This is a genomic window from Amycolatopsis sp. SID8362 (assembly GCF_010550475.1).
GTDB classification, from domain to species: Bacteria; Actinomycetota; Actinomycetes; order Mycobacteriales; family Pseudonocardiaceae; genus Amycolatopsis; species Amycolatopsis eburnea.
Window position 1 is genome coordinate 12,878 of sequence record NZ_JAAGNB010000487.1, and the last position, 23,711, is coordinate 36,588.

Below are 23,711 nucleotides of genomic sequence, written 5' to 3' on the forward strand. Positions count from 1 at the left end.
AACTTACGTTCGGAGGTCTCGATGTCCTGGCCGTTCGCCCTGTCCACCTCTCTCGCCTCACCTGCCGGCGACTACCTGCGCGACCCGCTCGGTGCGTTCCAGACCGTGCTGGCGCACCTTCGCGATCTCGTCTTCACCTGGGGTCCGATCGCCGGGCCGGCACTGGCGGTCGCGACGTCCGCCGCGGTGATCGCTCGACGCCGCTGGCGCCGCCGCTTCCACGAGAGCCTGGTCAGCGACGCCCGGTTGGTCACCGTGCTGGCGCCGCCGACCGTCGACCCATCCGGCGCGATCACCGTGTGGTCCAACCTGGTCGGCCTGCTGCGACCAGGCTGGCGGCGGCGCTTCGGCGGGCAACCTCACCTGGCTTTCGAGTTGACGTTCACCGACGACGGCGTGCAGATCCGCTTGTGGGTGCCTGGCCTGGTGCCGCCGGGGATGGTCGAGCGCGCCATCGAGGCGGCCTGGCCCGGCGCGCACACCCGCACGACGCCGGCCAAGCCCCCGATCCCCACGGCTGCTGCGGCGGGCCGGCGAATCGAAGCGGTCGGCGGCGAGCTGCGGCTGGCACGCTCGGAAGCACTTCCGATCCGCACCGAGCACCCCGCCGACCCGATCCGGGCCCTGCTCGGCGCCCCGGTCGGGCTCGGCCCCCACGAGCGGGCCTGCGTGCAGATCCTCGCCCGTCCCGTCGCCGGGCACCGCGTGACCAAGGCGCGGCGCGCGGCGAAGCGGGTGCACGCGGGCAGCTCGGTCAACCTGGCCGGCCGGCTGCTGGACCTCGTGACGCCAGGCAAGACCGCGAAGCCGTCGTCCAGTGCGCGGACGCCGGGGCTGGACCGGCAAACCACCCTGGAGTTCGCCGCGCAGGACCGCGCCGTCGTGGAAAAGCTGCGGCACAACCAGTTCGAGACCCGCATCCGATACGCAGTCGTCACCACGGTCCCCGAGCACGCGACGACCGCCGAGGTCCAAGCGGTCCGGGAGGTGCTGCGGGGACGCGGCCACGCGATCGCCTCGGCGTTCGCCGCCTTCTCCTAGCACAACTACTTCCGCCGGGTCCGGCTCCGCCGGGCCCCAGTCCAGGTGCTGGCCGAACGCCGGTTCGGCAAGGGCGACCTGCTCTCGATCCCGGAGCTGGCCGCGCTCGCGCACCTGCCGATCGACGAAGCCACGCCCGGCCTCCAGCGCGCCGGCGCGAAAGCCGTACCGCCGCCGCCCGGCATCGCCACGGCCGGTGACTTGATCAAGCCGCTCGGCTTGTCGGACTCGGGACACTCCCGGCCGGTCGGCCTGCACGTCGCCGACGCACGCCATCACCTGCACATCCTCGGCGCGACCGGCTCCGGCAAGTCGGAACTGATGGCCCGCCTGATCCTCGACGACGCCGAGGCCGGCCGCGGAGTGGTCGTCGTCGACCCGAAGGGCGACCTCGTGTCCGACCTGCTGATGCGCATCCCCGAGGAGCTCGGCGAGAAGGTAGTCCTCTTCGACGCCGACTCCCGCAGCCGGCCACCAGTGCTCAACCCCCTGGAGGGCGTGGACAAGGCCCGCGCGGTCGACAACCTCGTCAGCATCTTCTCCCGGATCTACGCCTCCTCGTGGGGCCCGCGCACCGACGACATCCTGCGCGCCGGCCTGCTCACCCTGACCGCGATGCCCGGAACGCCGACGCTGGTCGACCTGCCCAAGCTCCTCACGGTCCCGGCGTTCCGGCAACGGGCCTGCGACCAGATCGACGATGATGTGCTGCGCGGGTTCTGGTCCTGGTACGACGCTCTGTCCGAAGCGAGCCGGGCGCAGGTCATCGCGCCGTTGATGAACAAGGTCCGCGGCTTCCTGCTGCGCCCGTTCGTCCGCGCCGCGATCGCCGGCGGGAAGTCCACGGTGGACATGGACGAGGTGCTCAACACCGGCGGCGTCTGCCTGGTGCGCATCGCCCGCGACGCGCTGGGAATGGAAACGGCTCGGCTGGTCGGCTCGATCGTCGTCGCCCGAACCTGGCAAGCCGCCACCCGCCGGGCCCGCGTTCCCCAGCGTCAGCGGCGCGACTGCGGGCTCTACGTCGACGAGTGCCACAACTTCCTGAACCTGGCATACCCGCTGGAAGACATGCTCGCCGAGGCTCGCGGATATCGCCTGTCGATGACCTTGGCCCACCAGTACCTCGGCCAGCTCCCGAAGGAACTGGAAGAGGGCATCAGCACGAACGCCCGGTCGAAGATCTTCTTCAACGCGTCCCCTGAGGACGCGAAGCGGCTGGCTCGCCACACCATGCCGCGGCTGAGTGAGCACGACCTGTCCAACCTGGGCGCCTTCCACGTCGCCGCCCGCCTGGTCCTCGGCGGCGAGGAAGCACCGCCGTTCACCGCGGTGACCGAAAAGCTGCCGCCTGCGGTCCCCGGTCGTGCCAAAGCGATCCGCAAAGCAGCCCGGATCAATACCCGGCCACCAGTCACCGAGGTCGAGCCCATCACGCCCAGAGGCGCAGCGCACGCCGCCGATCCCCGCCGCGCCGCCTAAACCGGAGGTACTCCGATGATTTCGAACCCCACGCCTCAACGGGCGTTGCGCGGGCACATGCCCCAGCGCCCCACGCCGCGAGCGGCCACCACCGGTGAGCACCACGCGCAGCTCGCCGGGCGGCTGACCCACCGCGATCGGTGGCTGGCCCGGATGCTGTACGAGCACAAGGTCTTCACAACCCAGCAGATCGTCGAGCTCTGCTACCCGAGCATGCGCGCGGCCAACCACCGGCTGCTCGACCTGTTCAAGTGGCGGGTCGTCGACCGGTTCCAGCCGTTCGTCACGAACGGCACCGCCCCGATGCACTACGTCCTCGACATCGCCGGCGCGGTCGCCCTCGCCTACGAAGACGGGCTCGATCCGAAGTCGATCGGCTACCGGCACGAAGACGCGATCGGGATCGCGCACTCCCTGCGCCTGGCCCACACGGTCGGCGTCAACGGCTTCTTCACCGCGCTGGTCGCGCTCGGCCGACGCCCTGGTGTTCGAAGGTCGCTGACGGCGTGGTGGTCCGAGCTGCGGTGCGGACGCCTGTTCGGCGACATGGTGCGTCCCGACGCCTACGGCCGGTGGCGCGAAGACGACCATCAGCTCGAGTTCTTCCTCGAGTTCGACTTCGGCACCGAAGATCTCGGCAAGCTCAGCCGCAAGCTCTACGGCTACGAGAAGCTCGCGGCCGCGACCGGCATCACGACGCCGGTCCTCATCTGGCTGCCCACCCATCGGCGCGAGACGTCCGCCCGCCGAGCGCTCGCCGACTTCCTGTCCCAGCTCGACCGGCCCAGGCTCGTGCCGCTGGCCACCACCGCCGCGGACGCAGCCGGCAACCCCGCCGCCGCCCGATGGCTGCCGATCGCCGAGCCGGCAACGCGTCACCCCGGCCGGTTGCGGCTCGTCGAGCTCGCCGAGCTCTGGCCCCAACCTGATCTGCCCGGCGACGTGCCGGCGTCAGGACCGGTCCCGGCCCAGCAGGGTCCAGGGGCCCTGACCGCTCCGGATCCGTTTCCACCCGCCTCGCCAGCCAGCCGCTTCGGGAGGCGCCCATGAAGTTCGCCTACACGGCGGTCGTGGTCGTCATCATCCTCATTGGCGGCATCGGGCAAGGCGTCGTCAAGGCCGTGTTCGGCAGCAGCAGCACCGAGCCCAGCCAGGAGGCCATCGCCGACATTCCCGGCGACTACCTCGCCCTCTACCGAGCGGCAGCTGCCGCGTGTCCCGGGTCGGACTGGTCGATCCTCGCGGCGATCGGCAAGGTCGAGAGCGACCACGGCCGCAGCAAGCTGATCGGTATCGCGGCGGGAACCGAGAACTCGTTCGGCGCTCGCGGGCCGATGCAGTTCCTCCAGTCCACGTTCGACGGAGTCGTCGCCCGGCATCCACTACCGCCGGGCGGCAAGACCCCGCCGTCGCCATGGGACAAGCACGACGCGATCTACGCGGCGTCGTACTACCTCTGCGAGTCCGGCGCGCCCGGCGACATCCGCAAGGCGCTGTTCGCCTACAACCACGCGGACTGGTACGTCGACGAAGTCCTCGACCAAGCCGAGAGGTACAGCAAGGCCGCGGCCGGCACCGGCCGCTGCGACAACATCCAGGCACCGAACGCCGCCACCGCAACGGCGATCAACTTCGCCTGCGGCCAGCTCGGGCTGCCGTACCTCTGGGGTGGGAACGGACCGTTGAACGGCGACAGCGGCTTCGACTGCTCGGGCCTGACGAAGGCGGCCTACGCGGCTGCCGGCGTCGCCCTGCCGCGGACGGCCCGGACCCAGTACTCCGCCGGCCCGCTGGTGCCGGGCGGCCAGCCGCTACTCCCCGGCGACCTGGTCTTCTACGGCACCCGCGGCAACGTCCACCACGTCGGCATCTACATCGGGGCCGGGAGGATGGTGCACGCCCCGACGTTCGGCGAGCCGGTACAGGTCAGCTCGTACCGGTGGAACGGCGACGACTACCTGGCAGCGAGCCGGCCGGCCAGCAACGTCCGGTCCTGAGGTCGTTCGGCCAGCCCCGGACGCATGTTGCGCAGAATATTTTGAGGTGATAATTTGAGGCATCAGAGGAGGTGACCATGGAGTCAGCCGACACGGACGCGGCGCAGCCGCGGATGCTCGTCATCGCCCGCGAGTCGCGGGGTATGACGCAGGGACGGCTGGCCGAGGTCATGCAGGAGCTGGACGGCCCCGGAAGCAAGGTCAGCCAGGGGTACGTCAGCCGCGCTGAAGCCGGGCGCTTGGCCGTGACGGGTGATCGTCTGGCGCTCTACGCTCAGGCCCTCGGGTACCCCGTCCCGCTGCTCTGCGTAGGCACCCAGGAGGTCGGGGCGGGGGTCGGCCTGGTGCACCACCGGAAGAAACAAGCTGCCTCGGCCGGCGACCTGAAACGCATTCACGCCCTGCTCAACCTGACGCGCATCCAGCTACGGGCCTTACTGGCCAGCGCCCCCAAGCGCGAGGCAACGGGGATTCCGCAGGTCGCTGTCGACGAGCTGACTACCGCGGCGGACGCCGCCAAGCAAGTACGGACCAAGTGGGACGCCGCCGGGGGGCCGCTGGAGTCCGTCGTGACGATGGCGGAGGACCTCGGCGCCTGGGTGACCTGCCGTCGCCTGGTCGCGCCGGTCCCCTTGGACTCCGGAGCGGAGAGCGTGCCGGTGGACGCGGTCAGCTGCGCCCCGGCCGGCGAGGACCCGCTGGTCCTGCTCAACTCGGGCACGCCGGCCGAGCGGCAGCGGTTCACGCTGGCGCACGAACTGGGGCACATGGTCATGCACCAGGTGCCGCATCCCGAGCAGGAAAAGCAGGCGAACGCCTTCGCCGCCGAACTGCTGATGCCCCGCCGCCAGATCCGCGCCGAACTGTCGAGCGGCACGCTGAGCGTCCCGCGCCTCCTCGACTTGAAGGCTCGGTGGAAAGTATCGATGTGGGCGTTGCTCCGCCGCGCACACACGCTCGGCATCATCAGCGACTGGCAGTACCGCACCCTCGCGGTCGAGATGTCGAGCCTCGGCTACCGCACCAGCGAACCCGGCACGTTCGACACCGAGACCCCGACCGCGGTGACCTCGATGATCAGCCAGCAGTTGGACCAGGGACACGAAATTCCCGAGCTGGCGTCCGCGGCGTACTTGAGCCAGGACGAGTTCGTCAACCTGTACCTGAGCTGCCCCGTCCCGCCGACGGCTGGCGCAGCTCGACGTCCTATCTCCTCGACCGTGAGTGAGGCAGCGCGATGACCGACGATGCCACGCCGCCCGACTACCTGCCCGAGCCGCGCCCGACGAGCGACAAGGTGGCCGAGCGGGAAGCGGCCCTCCAGGAACTGGCCCGTCAGTCCGCGCCGGCCGTCCCGCCGGGAGCTGCCGGCATCTTGACCGACCGGGTTCTGCTGCACACCAGCTGGGACACCGGTAGCAAGCTGCTACCCGTCCTCCCGGAGCACGTCGGCGGCCTCGTGCTGAGGGGCGCCGGCGCCGCTACTGGGATCAAGCACCTGAGGAAAGCCGGATTTGATCGCCCCATCGCCTACGATCCCGAGGGCTACGCAGTCGCCGCGGCGACCGAAGACGATCCGTTCGTGCTCCGGCCGGCCGACGGCGGGCTGTTTGGGCTGACGCTGGAGCAGGAACTGCAACGACAGCGCGACTTCAAGGCGTGCGTCGCGCTCACGCCGACCGGATACCTGCACGCCGGGGACAGTGACGCGCTACGTGCCGCGGTTCGCGCCGCCGGTCGAATCGACGACGACGACGTGGTGTTCAGCGTCCCGTTGGACGTCGGCTGGTTCCAGCCTGAGCACATCGATCATCTCATCGCGGTTCTTGCCCTGCTCGAGCTGCCCAAGGCCGTCTTCATCGGCGGCCACTTCGACCCTCTGGAGCGCTATAAGGACGCGGTGGCCAACCTGCGTCGCCTGGTCGCCGAGGCTGGCCATGTCGCTGTGTTGCGTACCGACCTGACCGGCTTCGACGTGATGAGCCACGGCGCTTTCGCCACGTCGATCGGCTCGGGCGGCAGCCTGCGGCACATGAATCCCCTCGGGCAGATTCGCCGGTCGAAGAAGGATGACAAGTCGCCCAGCGTGCTGTTCGGCGACTTGATGTCCTTCTTCAAGGGCTCCACCCTGTACGAGAAGTTCGCCGACAGTCAGGCGCCGGTCTGCGACTGCGCGTCCTGCGACGGCCGGGAGCTGAACACGTTCCTCACCAAAGACGACAGCATTCCCGCACACAGGCACGGCCTGTGTACCTGGGCGGACTGGATTCCCGGCCTTCACGCCTGCCGCACCCTCGCCGACCGGGCGACCTGGTGGCGCACCCAGTGCGTGGACGCCGTGGCGAACGCCGAGATCATCAACACCCGGATCAACCAGCCCGAAGCCTTCAAGCCCCCGGAGACCTTGCGGGCTTGGGCGGAACTCCCGTCCTGGCTTTCGGCGATCCACCCGGTCACCCGCCGGCCGCGAGCTCCTCGCCAGTCGCCGTGAGCTGCTGGTAGATCTCCTCGGCAAACCACCACTGCGCCGAGGAGTGCCGACGGCGAGCGTACCGTTCCGGCTCGGCCAGCATCTGCAGCTTGCCGGAGGAGAACACGCAAATCCCGATACCGTAGAACCCCGCCTGCACTCGTGCATCGTCCAGGTCGGACGGTGCCGCAGGCAGCAACATGGCGCGTGCGCAGAACGGCGCGAACCGGCCCGCCTTCACGAGCCCTTCGCGCCACGTCCGAGCCGCCACCACGGCGAACCGCACTGACACCGGCGCCACCGCGAGGCGGACAACCTGACGTACGTCGCTTTCGACCGCTCCACGCGGCGCGCGCTGAAGCAGCTTCCGCTCTCGCTCGGTCAGCTCGGCGGTTGCGACCGGCAGACCGGTCGGCAAGCTCCACAGTGCGTCCAGGACGCCTCTATGCGTAATCGGACCGAGCCCAGCCGTCGTTCGCCGTGCGAGCTCCGTCTCATCCGGTCTATAAGCCACGCCTGCCGCAGCGCCGAACATCCGGACCGCAGCGCTCGGACATCGCACCAGCTCATCGGCCACCGGCGAAGCGGTCATCGCGGCACGGACCGCTTCAGCGACTCCTGCGCGGCTCACGACACCTCCACCAAGTCCCGGGCAAGAGGTCCAACATAGTCCCAAAAGCGGCTCTCGCGCCTCCGGTACCAACGGCGACGGTCCCCGGCTACCCGGCCCAGCCGGTCCACCAAACCCACGCTCATCAGGCTTCGGATCGGCCCGTAGTACACACTCGCAGGCGCGTTCCGGACCTCGGACAGCTCCGACAAGTTCACGCCTTCGTCGCCTGCCTCGGCCAACGCGACCAGCAACTCCAGGCGGTGCTTGTTTCCAAACACCGCAGCCGACACGCGACGGTCCGGAGCGCGCTCTGTCTCAACCACGAGCGAACTATAGTGATTCGCGAATCACGATTCAACGAGCATCGTTCAGAGCGACCTCAGGAAGGACAACACCATCCGGTCGCGCTCGAGGTCACGACCCAGTCGGCGGAGTTCCTCCCGCTGCGCCAGCGCCACCTCCGGCCAGCCCGGCTCGAGAGTGTTGCCCGTGCGGAACACGATGTCGGTTCCGAGGTTCCAGATCATGCTGTTCACGGTGGCGCAAGCCACGGCGAGCGAGTCGACGTCGCACCCGATCCAGCGGATCGTGCGCGGGTCTCGGTCCCGCTCGCGCATGACTTCCGCGGCCGCGCGGAACATGCCGCCCGTCCCCATCATCGGGTCGGTGACGTTGCCGTGCTCCTGGATGTCGGACATGCCGGCGAGGAGCTTCGCGACAGACCCGGGCGTGTAAAACTGACCACGAGCCTTAAGCACCGACTTCGGCCGGAGAACGGTCAGCACGGTGCCGAGCAGGTCGACGTCGAACCGCAGGTCCGTGCCGGTGAGGTGTGGTTGCCCCGCTCGCAGCGCGGCCTGCGCGACGGCCAGTGCGTGGCCGCGCACATCGCGGTCAGGATCATCGAAGATCCACGCGATCATCGGATGGAGGAGGTGCGTGATTTCGGCGCGGTGCCGGATGACCGACGACCACGTGTGCCGGGCGAAGTCATGGAAGGTGTCGGCGTCCCAGCTGAGCACCGATTCGCTGACGTTGTGTCCGCACGAATCTTTCTCTGGCAACGCGGCAAGCGTGGCAACCACTGAAACCGGGATATCGAGCCGACCGGTTCCATAGGTTCGGTGCCATGCGGACTCGACTGCAGTGGCGATCTTATGCGCGAATTGCCCAGAATCGACAGAAGTGGAAATTGCGCGACGGGATGAAGACACGGGAGTTCCCTCCAGCAATCAGAGGCACGGCACGGCGTCGCACCGCAGTTACGAGCCGTGCGCTAGACTGCAGGCTCGCGCACCCTTCTGGGGTGTGCGGTGTTGGAGCCCGGCGGGTGGTTGCCGCGCCTCTCCGGAGGTGTTCACCCGCCGGGCGCTACTAACAAATCCGGAATCGGATTTCAGTGGTCCCAATTGTGCCGCTCGAGATGCGTCACATCGGTCTTTGCCGCCGCGGCAATAGCGTCGGGCCAGCGAAGCCCTTTTGTTTCGTAATGCTGTACCGCGTCGGCCAATGCTTCGGCCCGCGGAGTGAGTCGCCAGCCGAGCGACCGGAACAGCGTGACCGCCCGGGTTTCCCGCGTGCAGGTCGCGGTGACGGCGTCCACGCGCAGATCTGCGGCCACGTGACCGAACAGCGTCGCCGGGTATCCGTCGAGGAACAGCGGTGTGCCGGGCGGCGACCACCCGGGCATCGGCGTCATCTCGGGTGGGTGCTGGCGCCCGACGTGGCGAGCCACTGCCAGCAAGGCCACGTCGCCGAGTGCCTGGTCGTCCTCGGCGTTGTCGATCTGGTGCGCCAGGATGACCGCGGCTCGGATGGCGTCACCCCACGTCCAGGACGCTTCGAACTCCTCCGAGAGCCGCGCCAGGCGAGCTGCCTTCTCGGTGAGCCGGAATCCGAACGCCGGATAGCCGACCGAGGCTCCGGTGAAGCCGTCGAGATATTCGGGAGTCGCCCCGAGGCCCTGCAGGACGTGGCCGTGCAAGCCGAGCAGGTCGTGGTCGTCGAAGGCGGATGCGGTTGACGTGCCGGCGGGCAGATGGGTTCGCCGTTGCGCACCGGCGTGGTTGGTGACGTAGCGAAGGCGGCCATAGAGCTCGGCGCAGCCCAGGATTGAAGGAATCATCGCGCGCCCCGGCCGATTCACGCGACCGCGGGAACGCCGTGCGAAGCAGCCAGATCCTCGAGAGTCGTCGCCACGGGTGAAGCTGCCGCGTGGCCAAGCCGGTCCAGGATCCGATCTGCGACGCGGAGCACGCACTCCGCCGAAGTGCGTGCCGTCTCGCGATCGGCCGCCCAACCGGCGACGTAGGGCACGGAGTACGCCAGCGTGTCCATGCCGCAGACCGCGGCGACGACGCACGCCACCGACTCGGCCTCGACCTCTAGCACATGCCGTGGCGTGGTGGCCAGACGGGTTTCGTGGTCGCACAGGATGTGCGCCAGCTCGTGCGTCAGCGTCTTCGCGGCCTGCGCGGGTTCGACGTCGTCGCGCACGGTCACGCGTCGCTCGGAGAAGACGGTTCGGCCGAAGGCGCCGCCGCAGTCTCCACGCTCGACCGTGAAGCCGCATGCGCCGATCTGGGCGGCGACTCCGTCCCACAGGCCGCGTGGCGCGTCACCGCACAGCGCGATCGGTTCCGGCGGGGACGGCTGCGCGGCCCGCGGATCCCCCTGCAGCTGGGAGACGTCGACGACCGGCACGAGCATGAATCCCGACAACGCGGGCGCCTTGTCCGGATCTGTCTCGGCGCCTTCGGTCGGTTTGGTGTTCTCGTCTTCGGTCGTCCTGCGGAAGCACGGCTTCCAGATTTTGATCTTGTGCGTGCCCTTGCGCATGAAGCCGTAGCCTTCGCGCTTCCACTCCGAGAGCGGCCGAACGTCGGTGGCTTCGGGGCACTGCTGCAGGATCATGATCAGGTTGTTGAGGCTGTAGCGGCGCAGCCAGGCGCGGGAGGTGATCAGCTGCTGCCAGCCGTCGGCGGTCATCAGCTTGTCCACGCCCTCCAGCAGCTGCTCGCGGGCAGCTTCGAGGCGCTCGGCGCGTTCTTCGGGCGAAACCGTGCGCCGGGCCTTCGTTGCGGCCCTGGACGGTCGACGGGGTGTGCGCGTCATGACGGATCCCTTCGGACGGGTGTGGTGCGGTGTTGGTGGTTCAGTGGTGTGCCGGGGTTGCCGTCCCGGAACACCACGGCTGTGCGTGGTTCTCGTTGTTCGCGAGCTGTCAGCTTTTGGCGCGTTCCCACTCGAAGTCGGCGCCGATCGCGTACCGGCCGTCTGCCTCTAGGACGACTTGCGTCGGCACGTATCCGTCCTGGATCGCGGCGAGCGGGTCAAGGAGCATGATCGTGTTGTCCTCCCAGTACGCCACCGTGGCGCCCGGGTACTGCCGCCCGCAGGCGTTGAGCCAGGCGGCTACGACGACCGCGACGTCGGGGCGGAAGCGCGGGGTCCCGGACCGGCTCCAGCCGGACACGGGGTCCACCTGGGCCGGGAAGCCGGGATCGCTGCCGGTGGCGTTGATCTTGACCAGGACTTCGCCCGCCTCGGGCGCGAGCCGGTAAGCACCGGCGAGCAATGCTTGCTCGGCGGCGACGTCGGCGGATGGTGTGGTCAGTTCCCATTCCCACGCACCGGCGCCGATCGGGTAGCGGCCATCGGCGCCCGGTTCGATGCGTTCCGCGCGACCGGCCGCGGTTTCGGTGATGGCGACTGCCTCGCCGTCGCATGCGGCGGCGATGGCACCGTGGCAGTCGGTCAGCCAGGCCACCACGGCTTCAGCCGCCGCACGGCTGAAGCGCGGCCGAGCGAACCCGTTCCAACGCTCGTCCTCGATCACGGCCGGGAAGACGGCGCCGGAGTCGGCCACGGTCACGTAGACCTCACCCGACTGGGCGCGGTCGCCTGCTGGTGCGGTGTTCATTCGTGAACCTCCGTAGGCGTTCAGGCGGTGGGAGGAACCGAGTGCAGACGTCGAGTCGGCGCGTAGGTGCCGACGACGTGGGTTCCTTCGTGCAGCACCGTCAATGCGGCGTGCGGCATCGGTTCTCCGGCGTACGGGGTGTGCATGACCAGCCGTCCGGCGAGGTCGCCTTCGGCGTCGTCCGGCACGCGCCGGATGGTGAAGGTGAAGGCGCCGCGCGGGTCCCCGACCGAAATGGACACCGTGACCGAGTCTTCGGATTCGTCGGTGTGGACGGCTGCACTGTTGCACCAGGACAGCGGGATCCGCTCGGGAACGTGCGGACCTTCGCCGTAGTCCGGGTCGGTGTCGGCCGTCGGCTCGAAGTCGGCACACGCGGTGTCGCCGGACGTCGATTCGTAGCCGTCCGGAGTCTCGGCCAGTTCCTCCCCGCACGCTCGACACCGATGCGTCGGAGCCGAGTCCGTGTCGAACTGCAGAGTGATCGATTCGGCGAGGTCGTCGGACAGCCCAATCGGGGTTCCGTCCACGGAGAGCACAGCAAACATTGCAGCCTCACAAGGAAGTAGAGGTGAGCGCACAGCTCACGAAGACGCGGGACCGCCCGCGCAACGGCGAAAGATCAGAAGATGGAGAAGCCGACGCGACCGGTAGCGCATGCCGGGCACGCGACGGTGCCGGATTCGTCGTCGATCTCGGCGGCGTCGTCGAAGTCCCAGGCGTCGGCGTCGCAGTCGTCGGGCCGGAAGTGCCACGATCCCGACTCCGCCGACCAGCGCATCCCGCACGATCCGCACCCGGCAAGACAGGTTGACGCGCCGAACCCTTCCATTTCGAACAGGGAGCACAGCAAGTCGTCGCTGTCCCCTGAGATGCCGGCGACGCCGACCAGGGCCGCCGTGAAGTCGCCCGTCTCGCCGACCAGGTACCACCCGGCCGGGACGGTGTAAGCGCGTTTGGTGATCTCCCACCGGTCGGCGTACGCGTGCCCGTACCGGATCACTCGGCTGTTAGCTTCCCGGGAAAAACGGTAGTCGACGCCGACCAGCGCGAACGGCCGGACGACGTGCACGGCCGTCACTGTGCGTCCCTCGGACAGGTAGGTCTGGCCCGCGTCTTCCTGCAGCACGTCGCGCGTGTCGACGTACCCGGCCGCCTGCAGCTCACCCAACACGCCGGACACGGACCGGTCGGCGACGTCGGGATACTTGGGCGCGTCCGGCCGGAAGTCCGCAACTTCGATACGCGCGTACGGCTCAACGGCGTACACGCATTCCGCGTACGTGGCGAACTTCAGCGCATCGTGGAGCCGTCGGCCCCAAGGGTGGTCGGAGCTGCCCACCAGGGCTTGAATGGTGTCCGCCGCGTCGACGGAAAGGGAAAATTGGGACACGCACGCCTCAAGCATGGTCATCACTGAGCCTTCGGTCAGGTGAGCGGTGTTGGGTTGGCGAACCGGAGAGTTTGGGGTTGCCGTCCCGTCTCTCCTATAATCCATTTTAGGTCCGAGCCACGGGAAATCAAGGCCCAGCGGGTTATTTTTCGACAATTATGCGCCCGCCACGGAACTGCAACAGCAGAGCAAGCGGCCCATAGTCGAACGTAAACGTGCAGATCAATGCGCCACCGAAACGAAGGCGAGCAGATGCGGGAACTAGAAGAACTGAAAAGAGTAGTTCCCAAGAGTAAAGAAACAAGTATGCAAGAGAGGGTATTCTATTCAATTAAACTCGGTCGCGTGGCCACAAAACCTGCCGGCCGGCCACCCTCCCGACTGTTCACATGCCTGCCGGCATCCGAGTCGGACGACACATCGGCAGGGACGGTAGACGTGCCGACCTGGGGCTTCGCATGCCGACGGGACTACCGCTCTAACAGGCACCTCGAGAAGACCGTCAGCAGGTAGACCACCAGGCCCCTGCGGCAGCATAGGCGTCAAACTAGAGACTATAATTCTGGGCCGCCTGGATGCTGGTCATCGACACATTAGGATAGGCGCGTTCCGATATTCTCACCCAGCGAGCGCTCCTCCTCATCGACGAGCTCCAGTCTTCGACGTCAATAGACGCCAGCATACTGATGTCGGCGACGGCCGTGACGAGCTGCTCAATCTCCAACTCCCTAGGAGCTATTAAGGGATCAATCTCCTGCAGGCAGCGCGTGTTGCAGGATGGCCACGTCCTGCGTGGGCCTGCGAGCACGTATCCATGCACCTAAGTGTGGGCCACCTTCGTTGATCATCTGGTTGAGCGCGGCAAGAATTCGCAAATCTTCGTCGTCAACCGTTAGGGTTTCGCCGCCAGCTTCAGTGAATGCTCGTATTGCCTCTTGCATTTTCGGCCCGCCACCCCATGGAACATTGCGAAGGATGAACAGTCGATGCCTGGCGTTCGGGACGGAAAGTCCGCACGCAACTGCTGCCATCCGAATGCGTTGGAGGGCCGCCCGGGGATCACGACTTGCGATGGCTCGGAAGGACCAGTCGATCTCGATATCGAGGTCGATATCGAGCATCCGCCGCAGTCTCGCGTGAATTATCGGTTTACCAGCCAATGGGGGATCCACCGAGTAAGTCGATGCTTCCGGACCTTGCTCGGCGACCCATGCGCGCAGGCCAGCGGCAAGGAGCTGCGGCATCGTCACGTCCTCGGTCGACGGGCTCATCGCCGAGAAGACATCGGCGTCGCGCCGGTAGGAACTGAACCGTCGGTCAAGCTTGACGAGGTCAGCCGACGCATCCGGTATGGCCGACTCGGTCCGCGTCGCCATTAGCGAATGCGTACCGAAATTGAATTGTTCGAGCTCCGCCACCTCGCCCGTGCGGATACATTCCCGAATGTGGTGGTCGACGGCGACAAGTAGGGCCCGGGCAGAGGCCCCGATCGACGTTGAAAAAGCCGTCGGCTTGACGGGCCATGTCGGGTACGGCGGCAGAAAACCGATCCGGTGGAACTGTTGGCCGAGCCGTCCCGCCACCAACTGTCGTGCCGCTGTTTCGGAGGTTACACCGTGCAGCGTTACGGACTCATCGACTCTTCCCGTCAGTTGGCCCGCCAATCGATCGCGAAGTGCCTCCCATGTTGCCGGAAGGGCAGCGACGAGGAGGAGGCCACGACGAATTTGGTCGTGCAGGACCGCAAGTCCATGGGCGACCTCGTCCAATGTGATACTTGCAGCCTGCGATACTCCGCGGTTCCACCCTGACATCACGGCGAGGTGAATACTGTCGACGCCGACCACGACGGCGCCGCACAGGCCGAGAAACTCCAGGATATTCAAGCTGATTGATTCGGCCGTCCGCTGTAGCGGCTGAATGGCCCACTCGGCGAATTGATCGGTATCCGACTCGACTTGGGAAAGAAAGTATGCATCAGCGAGATCTTGCAGATTGTCGTCGTCGGAGGCGAGCAACGCCAGGGCACGAACAATTTCCTGGCATTTCGTGGAAAGACGGGGAGCATAGTCGCGCACCGCGTCGACGAGCTGGTCCACGTCCGCGCGGCTAAGCGGTGCTTCGCCCACAAGCGCTGACCGCGTGGGCGCGGGGAGATCGACGTGCGAGGACAGGCGTCTTAGCATCGTACGGACTTGCGGGTGCCCGCCCGGTCCGGGCCGGAGAAATCCGTCGACCAGCGAGAGCGCAACGCTAGACCAGAAGTCGTCGGAACTGGTCAAGTCGATGAGGAAAAAGTAGCCGCCTTGCCGTTGAATCTGTTCACGTGCCCAGCCAAGCAGATGTGTCTTACCCATCCCGGCCGAGCCCTGCACAACCACGCCTGCCCGACGTATGTCGGGTGCCGTCGTTGTGTCGTGAAGCAGGTTTAATAGATGGTTCTCGGCGTCCGGGCTGAGGTTCTCGACATGATGGGAAGCGGGTCGCCACACATTGCCGGCTACATAGGCCGTATCCAGTCCCACCTGGGAGAGGACGTCTAGCTGCATCTGGGTCATGCATCCCCCCCTTGGCGGGCGTCGACACGCCGCACATATGACCCACTGGCCGTCCGATGGTGTGACTTCCGCCGGCGCCCGCACTGGGCGTTTCTCCGGTCGGGATCGACCGGGACTTCACCACCGGTCGAGGCGCGACGCGTGGCGGGCGCCAGCTTCCACGAGCTGCGCAACTGGCGGCGTTGCCTGCTTGTCATGCCGTGTCCTCCGGACCAGCGACTGAGCCGTCCGCGTTGAGGCCGTAGGTTTGCAGCCTGCGCAACAAGTGTACGGAGGACGTGCCTTTTGCCATGAGCACGCTGATCAGTCGCTCGGCGGCGAATGGTGTACCTGCCTCCACTTCTTCCCATAGCCAGGGAGCGAGGCGCAGTTCTAGCAGCAGTCGGGTGAGCCGATCCGAGGCCATCGCCCCACTCCCTGCTGCGACCTGTGTGCGCAGGTGCGCGATCGTGGTGGGCTGGTCGACGGTCGGCTCGTCAGTTGGGGCGGGCACTGACGCAGAGCCCGCGACTGCGGTGAGCCTGTTCAAGGCTAAGCGGTCACCCTTCTCCGCGCGTTGTGCCAGTTCATCCACCAAATGATGGCGGGCCAGCAGTCTGGCGAGTTGGAACGATCCGGCCTCGTCTCCGCCATCGGCGAGCGAGCGCAGCGCATCAAGCTCCTCACCTCTGGCGTACAGGGCGGCTCGCCGGTCAGCAGCGAACGTGTCGCCGCTAGAGGCTCGGGCGTCGAGTTCGCGGGTTTGGCCACGGTCAGCAAGAAGCTGTGCGAGTTCATCTTGCGCGGCGGGATCGCCCGCGTTGGCGTCAAGTCGCAGCGTCTCAGCTCGGCCACGGTCAGCAAGGATATCCGCCACTGTCTCCCGTGCCGTCGCGTCGCCAACCTGACGTAGTTCGTCGATCCGGCGCCGCAGGACACCGAGATGGGCAAGATGCCGGCGGACCTTCTGGTCGTGGGGGTGCCGTGCGTCATAGTCTTGCAGCAACGCGAGGGCGGCGTCGACTCTATCGTGGCTGAGGAAGATGTCGGCCAGTTCGACGGCTGCCGATCCCTCTCCGCCCGCGATCAGCTGACGCAGAAGAGGCTCGCTGTACCGGTAGCGCATCCGTTTCCGGGCGCTGGCGGCGACCCGACGAATGTCGGCGGGGTCCAGCAGATGGCTGATGAGGGAATTCCACAGGCTGTGCGGTGGGCAGATGACGCGACGGACTTGGAGGATGTGTTGGAGCAGGAAATCAGCCACAACAAGACCGACGGCCGACCCGGCGGACGGTCCACCGACGCGTCGCACCGGGGCGACCGTCCCGGTAAGGGGTGCTGCCGCCTCAGCCAAGGCACGATCCAACCAGGTTGTGGGATCGGCCATGCGGTCAAGCGGGTGAAGGTAGTCGTGCATCGCTTCGATAAGTAGCGCAGTTCCTAGCGGCAGCAGCACTCCGACTCGGCGGGCGTCAACGGCCGCCTCGATCATGGCGCGTGCGTAGGGATCAGAAAGGTCGGCCCACCAGCGCATTAATGCCGGACCGCCGACAAGCATCTGCACGAACGTGTAGTCGGTCGCCCGCAATGCCCCGGCGAGTCGCGCGTCACCAACAGCCAGTTGCGCCGCCCGCTCACGTTCACCGGTGGTCAGCGCTTGGTCAATCTTGACTACATCGGCCAGCAGCAGGACCTCCCGTGCTCCTCTGAGCTGGTCATCGCCGCCCGTCGCCGGCGTGAGCAAGGCGTTGTACTCGCTCGTCCAGATCGTTGCGAGGACCTTAATGCCGGCAGTGACCAGGCGACTGATGACGCCGCTGGACAGCTGCCGTTGCCCGCCGAGATAGCGCTGCAGTTCGTCGAGCCACACTACGGTGCGTTCTGGTTGCTCAGCAGCGAGCTGGAAGATGTCCTCGACGTCGTCGGGCCGCACGACTGTCCAGTCCGGCGCGACACGCCGAACGGCCTCATAGAGTGTCCGCGTCTTGCCGACCGACGAGGAACCGACCAGGACTAGGAAACAGCCGGTAGCCTTCAACGCCGCCTGCACTACCTCGTCCTTGTCGCGCGGCACGTACGGCACCAATGTGTCCGCACCGTCGTCTCCGTTCTCCGCAACCTGAACACCCAACGCCAGCGGCGACGCATCGCGGACAACGACGGCATCCGTTGGCTGGGCTCGCGCGCGTCGCCACGCCCCCAGCCACTCCAACTGGTCCGCTGCTGACACCCGGCAGCAGTCGAGGTACGCCCGGACAAACCCCTCCGATGGCAACCGATGCTGGTTCAGGGCTACGTTGAGGCTCGCCCTGGTCAACATGGGCGCCGCATTGCGCTCAGCCTGGGCAATGCGGTCGCGATCCTCCAAGTCCCGCAGACTCAGACCGCGCGCCTCCCGCAGTGCGTTGAGTCTCCGCGCTAGATCTGTAGGCGTGCTGGCTTCGGAGGGGTCGACTGCCACCGAACCTATGTCGGTCACACCGGTGCCGCCCGAGCGGGGCAGTGATGTCTGAATCACGCGCAGCACGTCGTCGGCCGCGATCGTTCGCGCGGCCACCACAGCCGAGTACTGGCCGGAAGCTGTAGCGCCGTGCCGGCTCCAAACCCACTCGCCGTAAGCCTCGGTCCACGGCGACGCCTTATTTTTCCGATGGACCAGTTCTATCAGTTGCGCGTAACTGATCGGAGCGTGTGCTGGATCAAAACCGAGCTTCTCCAGGCAGGGTCTCATGGCCTGATATGCATGGACGGGTTCGGCGAAGCGACGGTCAGGCAAATCTGAGCAAATCTTCAATGCTCGCATGAACATCTCTACCTGTGCGAGAAACTCTGGTGGGATCTGCGGTGCGGCGACCGCTCGTCCCGCCGACACCCCAGCAACGATGGGTATGCCGTCGAACGCCTTGCGGTTTCTCGCCACAATCAACGCCCAGGCTAGTGCATCCCTGCACGTCGTGACGTCACTGCCATCGTCGAACTGCACACCGTCGGCAGCCTTCGAGCAGGCGACAGCAACCGCTGCTGCGTCCGCTTTACCAGCCGCGAGCCCACCGTTGGTCATGAGTCGAAGCAGAGTCCCAGGAAACGCCGACCAGCGGCCGAAGAGATGCCCAACTCCGCCATCAACGCAAAGGTCTAGGAGCTTCCACGGTCCTCTGCTGGCCTCCCGATGCTTGCAGCTGACCAACTCACACAGACCGTCACCGTACTCGACGACGTAATCCTCGTGGATCTCACATATCACTCGTCGGGCCTGGTCGCCGACGATCAGGCCAACGCAGTCAACGGCGATGCAGTGATGCTGCCACGAGAAGCGATCTTGAGTGGCTGCTCCCGAATCATCCTCGGGTTGTGTGGATAGCGGACCGCCCATCGATGCGTCAGCACTCGTCTTCGATCACGGTGGTTCGTGCACCACGGTCCACGACGTTCCCACCCCTCGACGATCTCGCCAAAGCTCTCAGAGCAGTCTGCCACACGTCTGCGATGATGTCGTCGTCTATCCGTATCCGACACGCCCCCCGTGCGGTCTGCTCAGATCAGTCCCGCATTGCAGGTGAGAAAATAGCACGGATTTTAGAATGATCTTGTTTACGCTGGCAGGAGGAAGCCGGAGAGTCGCAGATAAATCAAGATCGACCTGCCATGCGCCATGAGATCCTACAGGTAGTAGCGACCTTCGGCGGTCAACCGGCTGCCGCACTGCTGGCGCCGTCCTTCCACCGCGCGCCGCCTCGACGCTGGAGGAAATCCGCGAGATTGAGGGTCTCGGCGCTCACCTGCTGGTCGATCTCGGCAAGCGTCATGGTCAGGAGCGCGACGGTCCGCGGAATAGCCGCGTACTGGCCCAACCGTGCCTGCATACGAATGATATCGCGGTAGACGCCTTCGTTGTACTGGTCGAACTTGCGAGCTCGTTCGAGCAGAACCAGCGCGGTCTCCGGGGCAATGTCGCCGTCGGCGCGGATGAGCGCGCCGACCGCGTCCAGGACGTCTCGGCGGACGGACTCCCGGAAGGGTTCGATCCATTGGGCGAGCAGATCCTCGGCGAGGTCGCCGCGGTACAGCTCGACCGCGTCGCGGAGGCCGGCACTGCCGTGCTCGTCCGGTGGGTGCTGCGCCTGCAGAACGCGCTGCAGCTGCCAGAAGTCGACGTCGAGGAGTTCGTCGCTGAGCCGGTAGCGACCGTCCTCGTTGAGGACGAGGTTGCCTGTCTGGCCGTCGGTGGCGTCGGCGAGCGCGCGGCGTAACGTCGAGAGGGTGTTGTGGAACGAGTTGTACGGCCGCGGCGGGCGGCTGTCGGGCCAGACGGCCTCGTTGAGTACCTCGCGCCGGACTCCTTGGGGATGCAGCGCGAGGAAGACGAGGACTTCGCGCTGCCGCGGCGTGAACGCACCGCTCAGCTCGCGCTCACCCGCTTGATCCCGTACGACGAGTTGGACTCGGCCCAGCACGCGCAGGAACAGCCGGGGCCGCTTGGCGTCGACTGGCGATTCCTCGCGGGCCGCCGGCTGGTTGTCGTCGGCGTGCTGCTCCTCCTGCTCGAGCGAACTGGTCGCCTCAACCTCCGTCGACCGCTGCTCAGGAACCGGTCCCCTAGCCGGTTCGGTGGCGCTCTCTGCAGCTCGGAGCACTTCGAGGAGAGAGGTGGCGTCAGCGGCCGGAATGTTGAACAGGCGCGTACCGGTGAGGACGTCGTCGATCCCAGGGCTGGTCGCGCTGACGGTGCCGTCCTGGCGAACGAGCAGCGTCGCGCCGGGACGCCACTGGCCGAGGAGCACGCCGGCCAGGCCGAGGATTGAGCCGTTGTCGAGGACGGCCTGCAAACGACGGTCGGCGTGGCGTCCCGGCCTGGCGAGCAGTACGAGCGAAGGTACAGCGGGCCGGGATCCGATCTCCTCGATCGCGTGGCGAGTGCGAGTCAGCAGGGCCGCCTCCATCTCATCGAGCGCGGCGTCGAGCGTCGCGACGACGTGGACACTGGTCGGCAGTTCCTCGACGGCGACGCCGTCGAAAACCAGACGCAAGTCATCAACGGGCACGATCACGCCGACACCGTTGCCAGGATGCTTCTCGGCGAGCAGATGCAGCAGCAGCGCGCGAGCGGCGGCAGTGGCTCCTGGGCCAGCAAGGCCGAGGCCGCGGGTGCCAGCAAGTTCCAGCGCGAGTTCGCGATGACCTCGAACGCCGATCTTCGCGGGTACGGGGGGCCGGTCGTCGCCGAGTGTCGATCCCCCCGGTGATGCCAGGTCGACGAGCTCGGCAACTTCACCAGGCCGCAGGTCGTCGTCGTGCGCGGCGCAGAGGGCGCGGACCACGGGGGCGATCCGGCGCTGGAGGTCAGCACGGTCGCCGCTTCCGATCCGATAGCGCCGCCGACGCCACATCCTGGTCGACACCACCGCCGCGGCGATCGCTCCGGCGAGGCCGAGGCTGATGAATACGCCCGTCACCAGGTCCACGGCAGGCTCGGGACGGTCTTCGCGGTGCTCCCCCGCCGCGGTTGGTTCCGGAGCGGGCTGGGTGGGCGTCGCCGGTGCCGTGGTCGCGGGAGGTGGTGGCTGTCGGGGCGGCACTGACGGATGCTCCTGGTTGGGCGCCGGGATGTACGCGGTGATCTTCCAGCCGGGCCGCACGAGGTTGGGCTTCGTCAGCGCGCGTCCGTCGGGCTGCTCCACGCCGCGGTTCAGCTGAAAGAGCTCAGGCCAACGGCTGCCGCCACCAGGACCGTAGAGGCGCTCGGCGACGCGCCACAGGCTGTCGTATACCCCGTCGCGTGGCAGCCGGACTTCCTCGGTGACCTGGACCGTGCCAGCCGGAGCAGGCGCAGCGGGATCGATCACCGCGCTGGTCGCCTGTGGTGCCGAACCTGGAGGTAGCGATGCGACGGCGGCGACCGGCCGGAGGCCGACGGTGGGCGCCGCGGTGGTCGACGGCAGCACCGAGTACGCGCTCCGGCTGCCGATCAGGGTCAGCACGATGGTCCCGACGAGGACCGCAGCGACCCCGCGCAGCGGGCCGGGCCGGCGACCAGGCCACGTCATTCCGCGCACCGCGTCGACGGAGCAGCGAAGGACGTCCAGGACGAAGAAGAACCAGACGACCCAGCACACCACCGCCAAGGTGTTCAGCAGGAAGCGGACGCTCATCGGGTTGAGCAGGGTCACCTGGATCTCGTCCCAGGTCGGCAGCTGGTCCGGCAGCGGCCAGCCCACGAAGCGCACCAGAGCCCAAGGCAGGCCCGCCACGAGGCCGAGCAGGGCGCCGGACGCGAGCAGTCCGCGGGCGTACCGGAGTGCCGCGGCGAACACCCGTGTCCGGCGAGAGAGCGGCGGGTGCGCGGTCACGGCACCGGTACGGGAGCCCGGGTGGATGCGTCCGCGGCCGATGGCCGCGAACCGGCGAGCGCCGGCGGCGCGCTCGGGCTGATCTTCGAGGCAGGAGCGCTCGCGGTCTGCCGCTTGCGCCTGGCCCGGGTCGTCTTGCGGCCGTCGCGCCAGCGCGCGAGGTCGGCAGCCGGGACATCGGTGAACTTGGCCAGCTCGTCAACGCCGATGACGTCGCTCGCTCCAACAAGAACGTCACCGAGCTTCCGGTCGATCTCGCTGAGCTTCTCGGCCACTTCAGTCCGCTGCTGCACGAGCTCGCCGACGCGACGCGCGGCCTCGGTCCTCTTGGCGCTGCGGGCCGCGTCAGCTTCCCCGACGCGGCGTTCGATCTCCTCAGTAGTCGCCATTCTCGTGTCCTCTCATGGAAGTACGCCGGAGATTCCACGCTGTGGTTCAGCTTGTCCGGCTCCGGTTACGGTGATCGAGGCGATGTTGACGAGCCCGAGCAGCTGGGTGGGCTGGTCGATGGTGACGGTTACGGCGACCTCGTTTCCGGTGACCGACACGCTGCCTGCGTGACCCGCGGCGGCGAGGTAACTCCGGGCCGCGGCGCCAGCCCGCTGCGGGACCAGGCGCAGCGAGCCGTCGGCGCGGTACGCAGCCAGGTCGATCTCCTGGGCGCCGGCCCGTGCGGCCTCCTGTGCCTCGCCGATGGCGCGGACCTTAGCGGCCAGTGCCAGCCCGCCATCGAGCACGAGGCCGGCGAAGAGAAGGGCCGCAAGCGCGATGGTGACGACGAAGGCGGTTACCCGGCCTTCTTCATCGTCGCGCAGCCGACGTAGCACTGCGATCGACCTCATGCCGTACCTCCCGAGGTGCCGCGCCAGACGTCGACCGGCGAGGAGAAGGTGGACTCGAACGTCCGACTGCCGGGCACGCCGAGCGAGGTCAGGTCGCCGAGTCCGACGTTGCACGTCACGGTGACGGTCACCGTGGCCCCAGGTTTGAGCCCCTGGGTTTCGGCGGACACCGACAGGGACTGGCATGCGATCCCGGCCGAGCGCAAGGCAGCGCTGGCGGTGGCCTGTGCGTTGGCGGTGGCTTGCGATGGACTGCGGGCCAGAGTGGCGGCGCGGGCGGCCTGGTGGGCGACGTCGTTGACCCGCAGCTTGGTATCGGCCAGCCGACCGCAGAAGACAACGAACAGCAAGAGCAGGATCAGCACCGGGGTCACGAGGGTGAGCTCGGCCGCGGCGGATCCCCGGTCGTCCCGCCGTAGTGCAATAAGGTTGCGGGTCGCGGTCATGGTGTCACCGCCCCGGCTCCGCTCGGCGGGGTGAATTTCTCCACTGGACCAACGGCTTCTGCGTGGACCGCGAGGGTTGTGAACGGGATCAGGCTGGTCACCGTTCCTGTGACCGTCACGGATACCTGGGCAGCTCCACGCTGGACGTTCACCGAGGTCTCCCGCAACGGCCCATTGCCCAGTTGCGTGAGGACTCGTTGTCCCTCGGTGTCACCTGTGGCTGAGCTGCCGCCGGAGATTCGGGCCGCGGACAACGCTTGGGACGCAGCGGCTTGAGCAATGTGGACGGCGTGCATGTACAGCGCGAATTGAGCGATGAGCAGAACCAGCAGCAACAGCAGCGGGGTGGCGATGACGAGCTCGGCCGTGCCCGCGCCGCTCTGATCCGTACGAAGTCGGCGAAGTACGCTTCGAAGCATCGTGGTCACCGACCTACAGGGTGATGCCGTTGGCCTTCTCGGTCACCTTGGCGACGATGACTGCGATCACGGCAATCGCCAGGAGGACCAAGGCAGCGGTCACCACGACGGCTTCGGTTGAGTAACCGCCTTCGTCATGACGGAGCTTTTCCAGCTCGGCACGGACGCGGGCGATCAGAATCTGAACTTCGTTCGACATGAG

The 23,711-nt window shown here is 67.2% G+C and carries 19 protein-coding genes and 1 pseudogene; 5 read left to right on the forward strand and 15 right to left on the reverse strand.

Annotated features, from left to right (window positions below; translation table 11 throughout):
- Positions 1-21 precede the first annotated feature (21 nt).
- From G3I65_RS14950 to G3I65_RS14970, 5 genes and pseudogenes are all read left to right on the forward strand, one after another.
- A pseudogene (locus tag G3I65_RS14950) lies at positions 22-2,523 on the forward strand (type IV secretory system conjugative DNA transfer family protein).
- Positions 2,524-2,538: 15 nt separating this feature from the next.
- On the forward strand, positions 2,539-3,573 hold the full coding sequence (locus G3I65_RS14955; protein ID WP_160696644.1) for a replication-relaxation family protein: 1,035 nt from the start codon (positions 2,539-2,541) through the stop codon (positions 3,571-3,573).
- Positions 3,570-4,520, forward strand: a complete 951-nt coding sequence (locus G3I65_RS14960) for a bifunctional lytic transglycosylase/C40 family peptidase (RefSeq protein WP_160696645.1) — start codon at positions 3,570-3,572, stop codon at positions 4,518-4,520. Before G3I65_RS14955 ends, G3I65_RS14960 begins: the two co-directional genes overlap by 4 nt.
- 77 nt (positions 4,521-4,597) lie before the next feature.
- On the forward strand, positions 4,598-5,761 hold the full coding sequence (locus G3I65_RS14965) for an ImmA/IrrE family metallo-endopeptidase (RefSeq protein WP_203612391.1): 1,164 nt from the start codon (positions 4,598-4,600) through the stop codon (positions 5,759-5,761).
- Positions 5,758-7,011 (forward strand): hypothetical protein, encoded by a 1,254-nt coding sequence (locus G3I65_RS14970; protein WP_160696646.1) that lies wholly within the window; start codon positions 5,758-5,760, stop codon positions 7,009-7,011. The genes G3I65_RS14965 and G3I65_RS14970 overlap by 4 nt, the downstream gene beginning before the upstream one ends.
- Here the strand turns inward: G3I65_RS14970 and G3I65_RS14975 are convergent.
- The 15 genes from G3I65_RS14975 to G3I65_RS15045 form a co-directional block, all read right to left on the reverse strand.
- The gene (locus G3I65_RS14975; RefSeq protein WP_160696647.1) at positions 6,974-7,408 is read right to left on the reverse strand and encodes a hypothetical protein; all 435 of its coding nucleotides are present in this window, start codon (positions 7,406-7,408) and stop codon (positions 6,974-6,976) included. The genes G3I65_RS14970 and G3I65_RS14975 overlap by 38 nt on opposite strands.
- Before the next feature lie 563 nt (positions 7,409-7,971).
- Entirely contained in the window at positions 7,972-8,688 is a 717-nt protein-coding gene (locus G3I65_RS58260) for an N-6 DNA methylase (RefSeq protein WP_160696648.1), read from the reverse strand.
- A gap of 311 nt (positions 8,689-8,999) precedes the next feature.
- Positions 9,000-9,728, reverse strand: coding sequence for a hypothetical protein (locus G3I65_RS14985; RefSeq protein ID WP_160696649.1), 729 nt, complete (start codon positions 9,726-9,728; stop codon positions 9,000-9,002).
- 17 nt (positions 9,729-9,745) lie between these two features.
- Positions 9,746-10,603, reverse strand: coding sequence for a hypothetical protein (locus tag G3I65_RS14990; RefSeq protein ID WP_203612392.1), 858 nt, complete (start codon positions 10,601-10,603; stop codon positions 9,746-9,748).
- 223 nt (positions 10,604-10,826) lie between these two features.
- Positions 10,827-11,471, reverse strand: a complete 645-nt coding sequence (locus G3I65_RS14995) for a hypothetical protein (RefSeq protein ID WP_160696650.1) — start codon at positions 11,469-11,471, stop codon at positions 10,827-10,829.
- 74 nt (positions 11,472-11,545) lie between these two features.
- A complete protein-coding gene (locus tag G3I65_RS15000) occupies positions 11,546-12,055 on the reverse strand; it encodes a hypothetical protein (RefSeq protein ID WP_203612393.1) in 510 nt (169 codons plus the stop codon).
- 92 nt (positions 12,056-12,147) lie between these two features.
- Entirely contained in the window at positions 12,148-12,939 is a 792-nt protein-coding gene (locus G3I65_RS15005) for a hypothetical protein (RefSeq protein ID WP_160696652.1), read from the reverse strand.
- A gap of 725 nt (positions 12,940-13,664) precedes the next feature.
- Positions 13,665-15,476, reverse strand: coding sequence for a hypothetical protein (locus G3I65_RS15010; RefSeq protein ID WP_160696653.1), 1,812 nt, complete (start codon positions 15,474-15,476; stop codon positions 13,665-13,667).
- Positions 15,477-15,669: 193 nt separating this feature from the next.
- Complete coding sequence (locus tag G3I65_RS15015; protein ID WP_160696654.1) at positions 15,670-18,828, reverse strand: hypothetical protein; 3,159 nt, start codon at positions 18,826-18,828, stop codon at positions 15,670-15,672.
- Positions 18,829-19,141: 313 nt separating this feature from the next.
- Entirely contained in the window at positions 19,142-21,802 is a 2,661-nt protein-coding gene (locus G3I65_RS15020; protein ID WP_160696655.1) for a hypothetical protein, read from the reverse strand.
- Positions 21,799-22,191, reverse strand: a complete 393-nt coding sequence (locus G3I65_RS15025; protein WP_160696656.1) for a hypothetical protein — start codon at positions 22,189-22,191, stop codon at positions 21,799-21,801. The genes G3I65_RS15020 and G3I65_RS15025 overlap by 4 nt, the downstream gene beginning before the upstream one ends.
- Before the next feature lie 12 nt (positions 22,192-22,203).
- Entirely contained in the window at positions 22,204-22,644 is a 441-nt protein-coding gene (locus G3I65_RS15030) for a pilus assembly protein TadG-related protein (protein WP_160696657.1), read from the reverse strand.
- Entirely contained in the window at positions 22,641-23,090 is a 450-nt protein-coding gene (locus tag G3I65_RS15035) for a TadE/TadG family type IV pilus assembly protein (protein ID WP_160696658.1), read from the reverse strand. The genes G3I65_RS15030 and G3I65_RS15035 overlap by 4 nt, the downstream gene beginning before the upstream one ends.
- Entirely contained in the window at positions 23,087-23,509 is a 423-nt protein-coding gene (locus G3I65_RS15040; RefSeq protein ID WP_160696674.1) for a TadE/TadG family type IV pilus assembly protein, read from the reverse strand. Before G3I65_RS15040 ends, G3I65_RS15035 begins: the two co-directional genes overlap by 4 nt.
- A gap of 13 nt (positions 23,510-23,522) precedes the next feature.
- Positions 23,523-23,708, reverse strand: a complete 186-nt coding sequence (locus G3I65_RS15045) for a hypothetical protein (RefSeq protein WP_160696659.1) — start codon at positions 23,706-23,708, stop codon at positions 23,523-23,525.
- Positions 23,709-23,711 lie beyond the last annotated feature (3 nt).

Excerpts from the sequence above, each read along its gene's own strand:
- G3I65_RS14955 (WP_160696644.1), top strand. The coding sequence starts at position 2,539 with ATGATTTCGAACCCCACGCCTCAACGGGCGTTGCGCGGGCACATGCCC.
- G3I65_RS14960 (WP_160696645.1), top strand. The coding sequence starts at position 3,570 with ATGAAGTTCGCCTACACGGCGGTCGTGGTCGTCATCATCCTCATTGGC.
- G3I65_RS14965 (WP_203612391.1), top strand. The coding sequence starts at position 4,598 with ATGGAGTCAGCCGACACGGACGCGGCGCAGCCGCGGATGCTCGTCATC.
- G3I65_RS14970 (WP_160696646.1), top strand. The coding sequence starts at position 5,758 with ATGACCGACGATGCCACGCCGCCCGACTACCTGCCCGAGCCGCGCCCG.
- G3I65_RS14985 (WP_160696649.1), bottom strand. The coding sequence starts at position 9,728 with ATGATTCCTTCAATCCTGGGCTGCGCCGAGCTCTATGGCCGCCTTCGC.
- G3I65_RS15005 (WP_160696652.1), bottom strand. The coding sequence starts at position 12,939 with ATGACCATGCTTGAGGCGTGCGTGTCCCAATTTTCCCTTTCCGTCGAC.
- G3I65_RS15010 (WP_160696653.1), bottom strand. The coding sequence starts at position 15,476 with ATGACCCAGATGCAGCTAGACGTCCTCTCCCAGGTGGGACTGGATACG.
- G3I65_RS15015 (WP_160696654.1), bottom strand. The coding sequence starts at position 18,828 with ATGGGCGGTCCGCTATCCACACAACCCGAGGATGATTCGGGAGCAGCC.
- G3I65_RS15025 (WP_160696656.1), bottom strand. The coding sequence starts at position 22,191 with ATGGCGACTACTGAGGAGATCGAACGCCGCGTCGGGGAAGCTGACGCG.
- G3I65_RS15030 (WP_160696657.1), bottom strand. The coding sequence starts at position 22,644 with ATGAGGTCGATCGCAGTGCTACGTCGGCTGCGCGACGATGAAGAAGGC.
- G3I65_RS15035 (WP_160696658.1), bottom strand. The coding sequence starts at position 23,090 with ATGACCGCGACCCGCAACCTTATTGCACTACGGCGGGACGACCGGGGA.
- G3I65_RS15040 (WP_160696674.1), bottom strand. The coding sequence starts at position 23,509 with ATGCTTCGAAGCGTACTTCGCCGACTTCGTACGGATCAGAGCGGCGCG.
- G3I65_RS15045 (WP_160696659.1), bottom strand. The coding sequence starts at position 23,708 with ATGTCGAACGAAGTTCAGATTCTGATCGCCCGCGTCCGTGCCGAGCTG.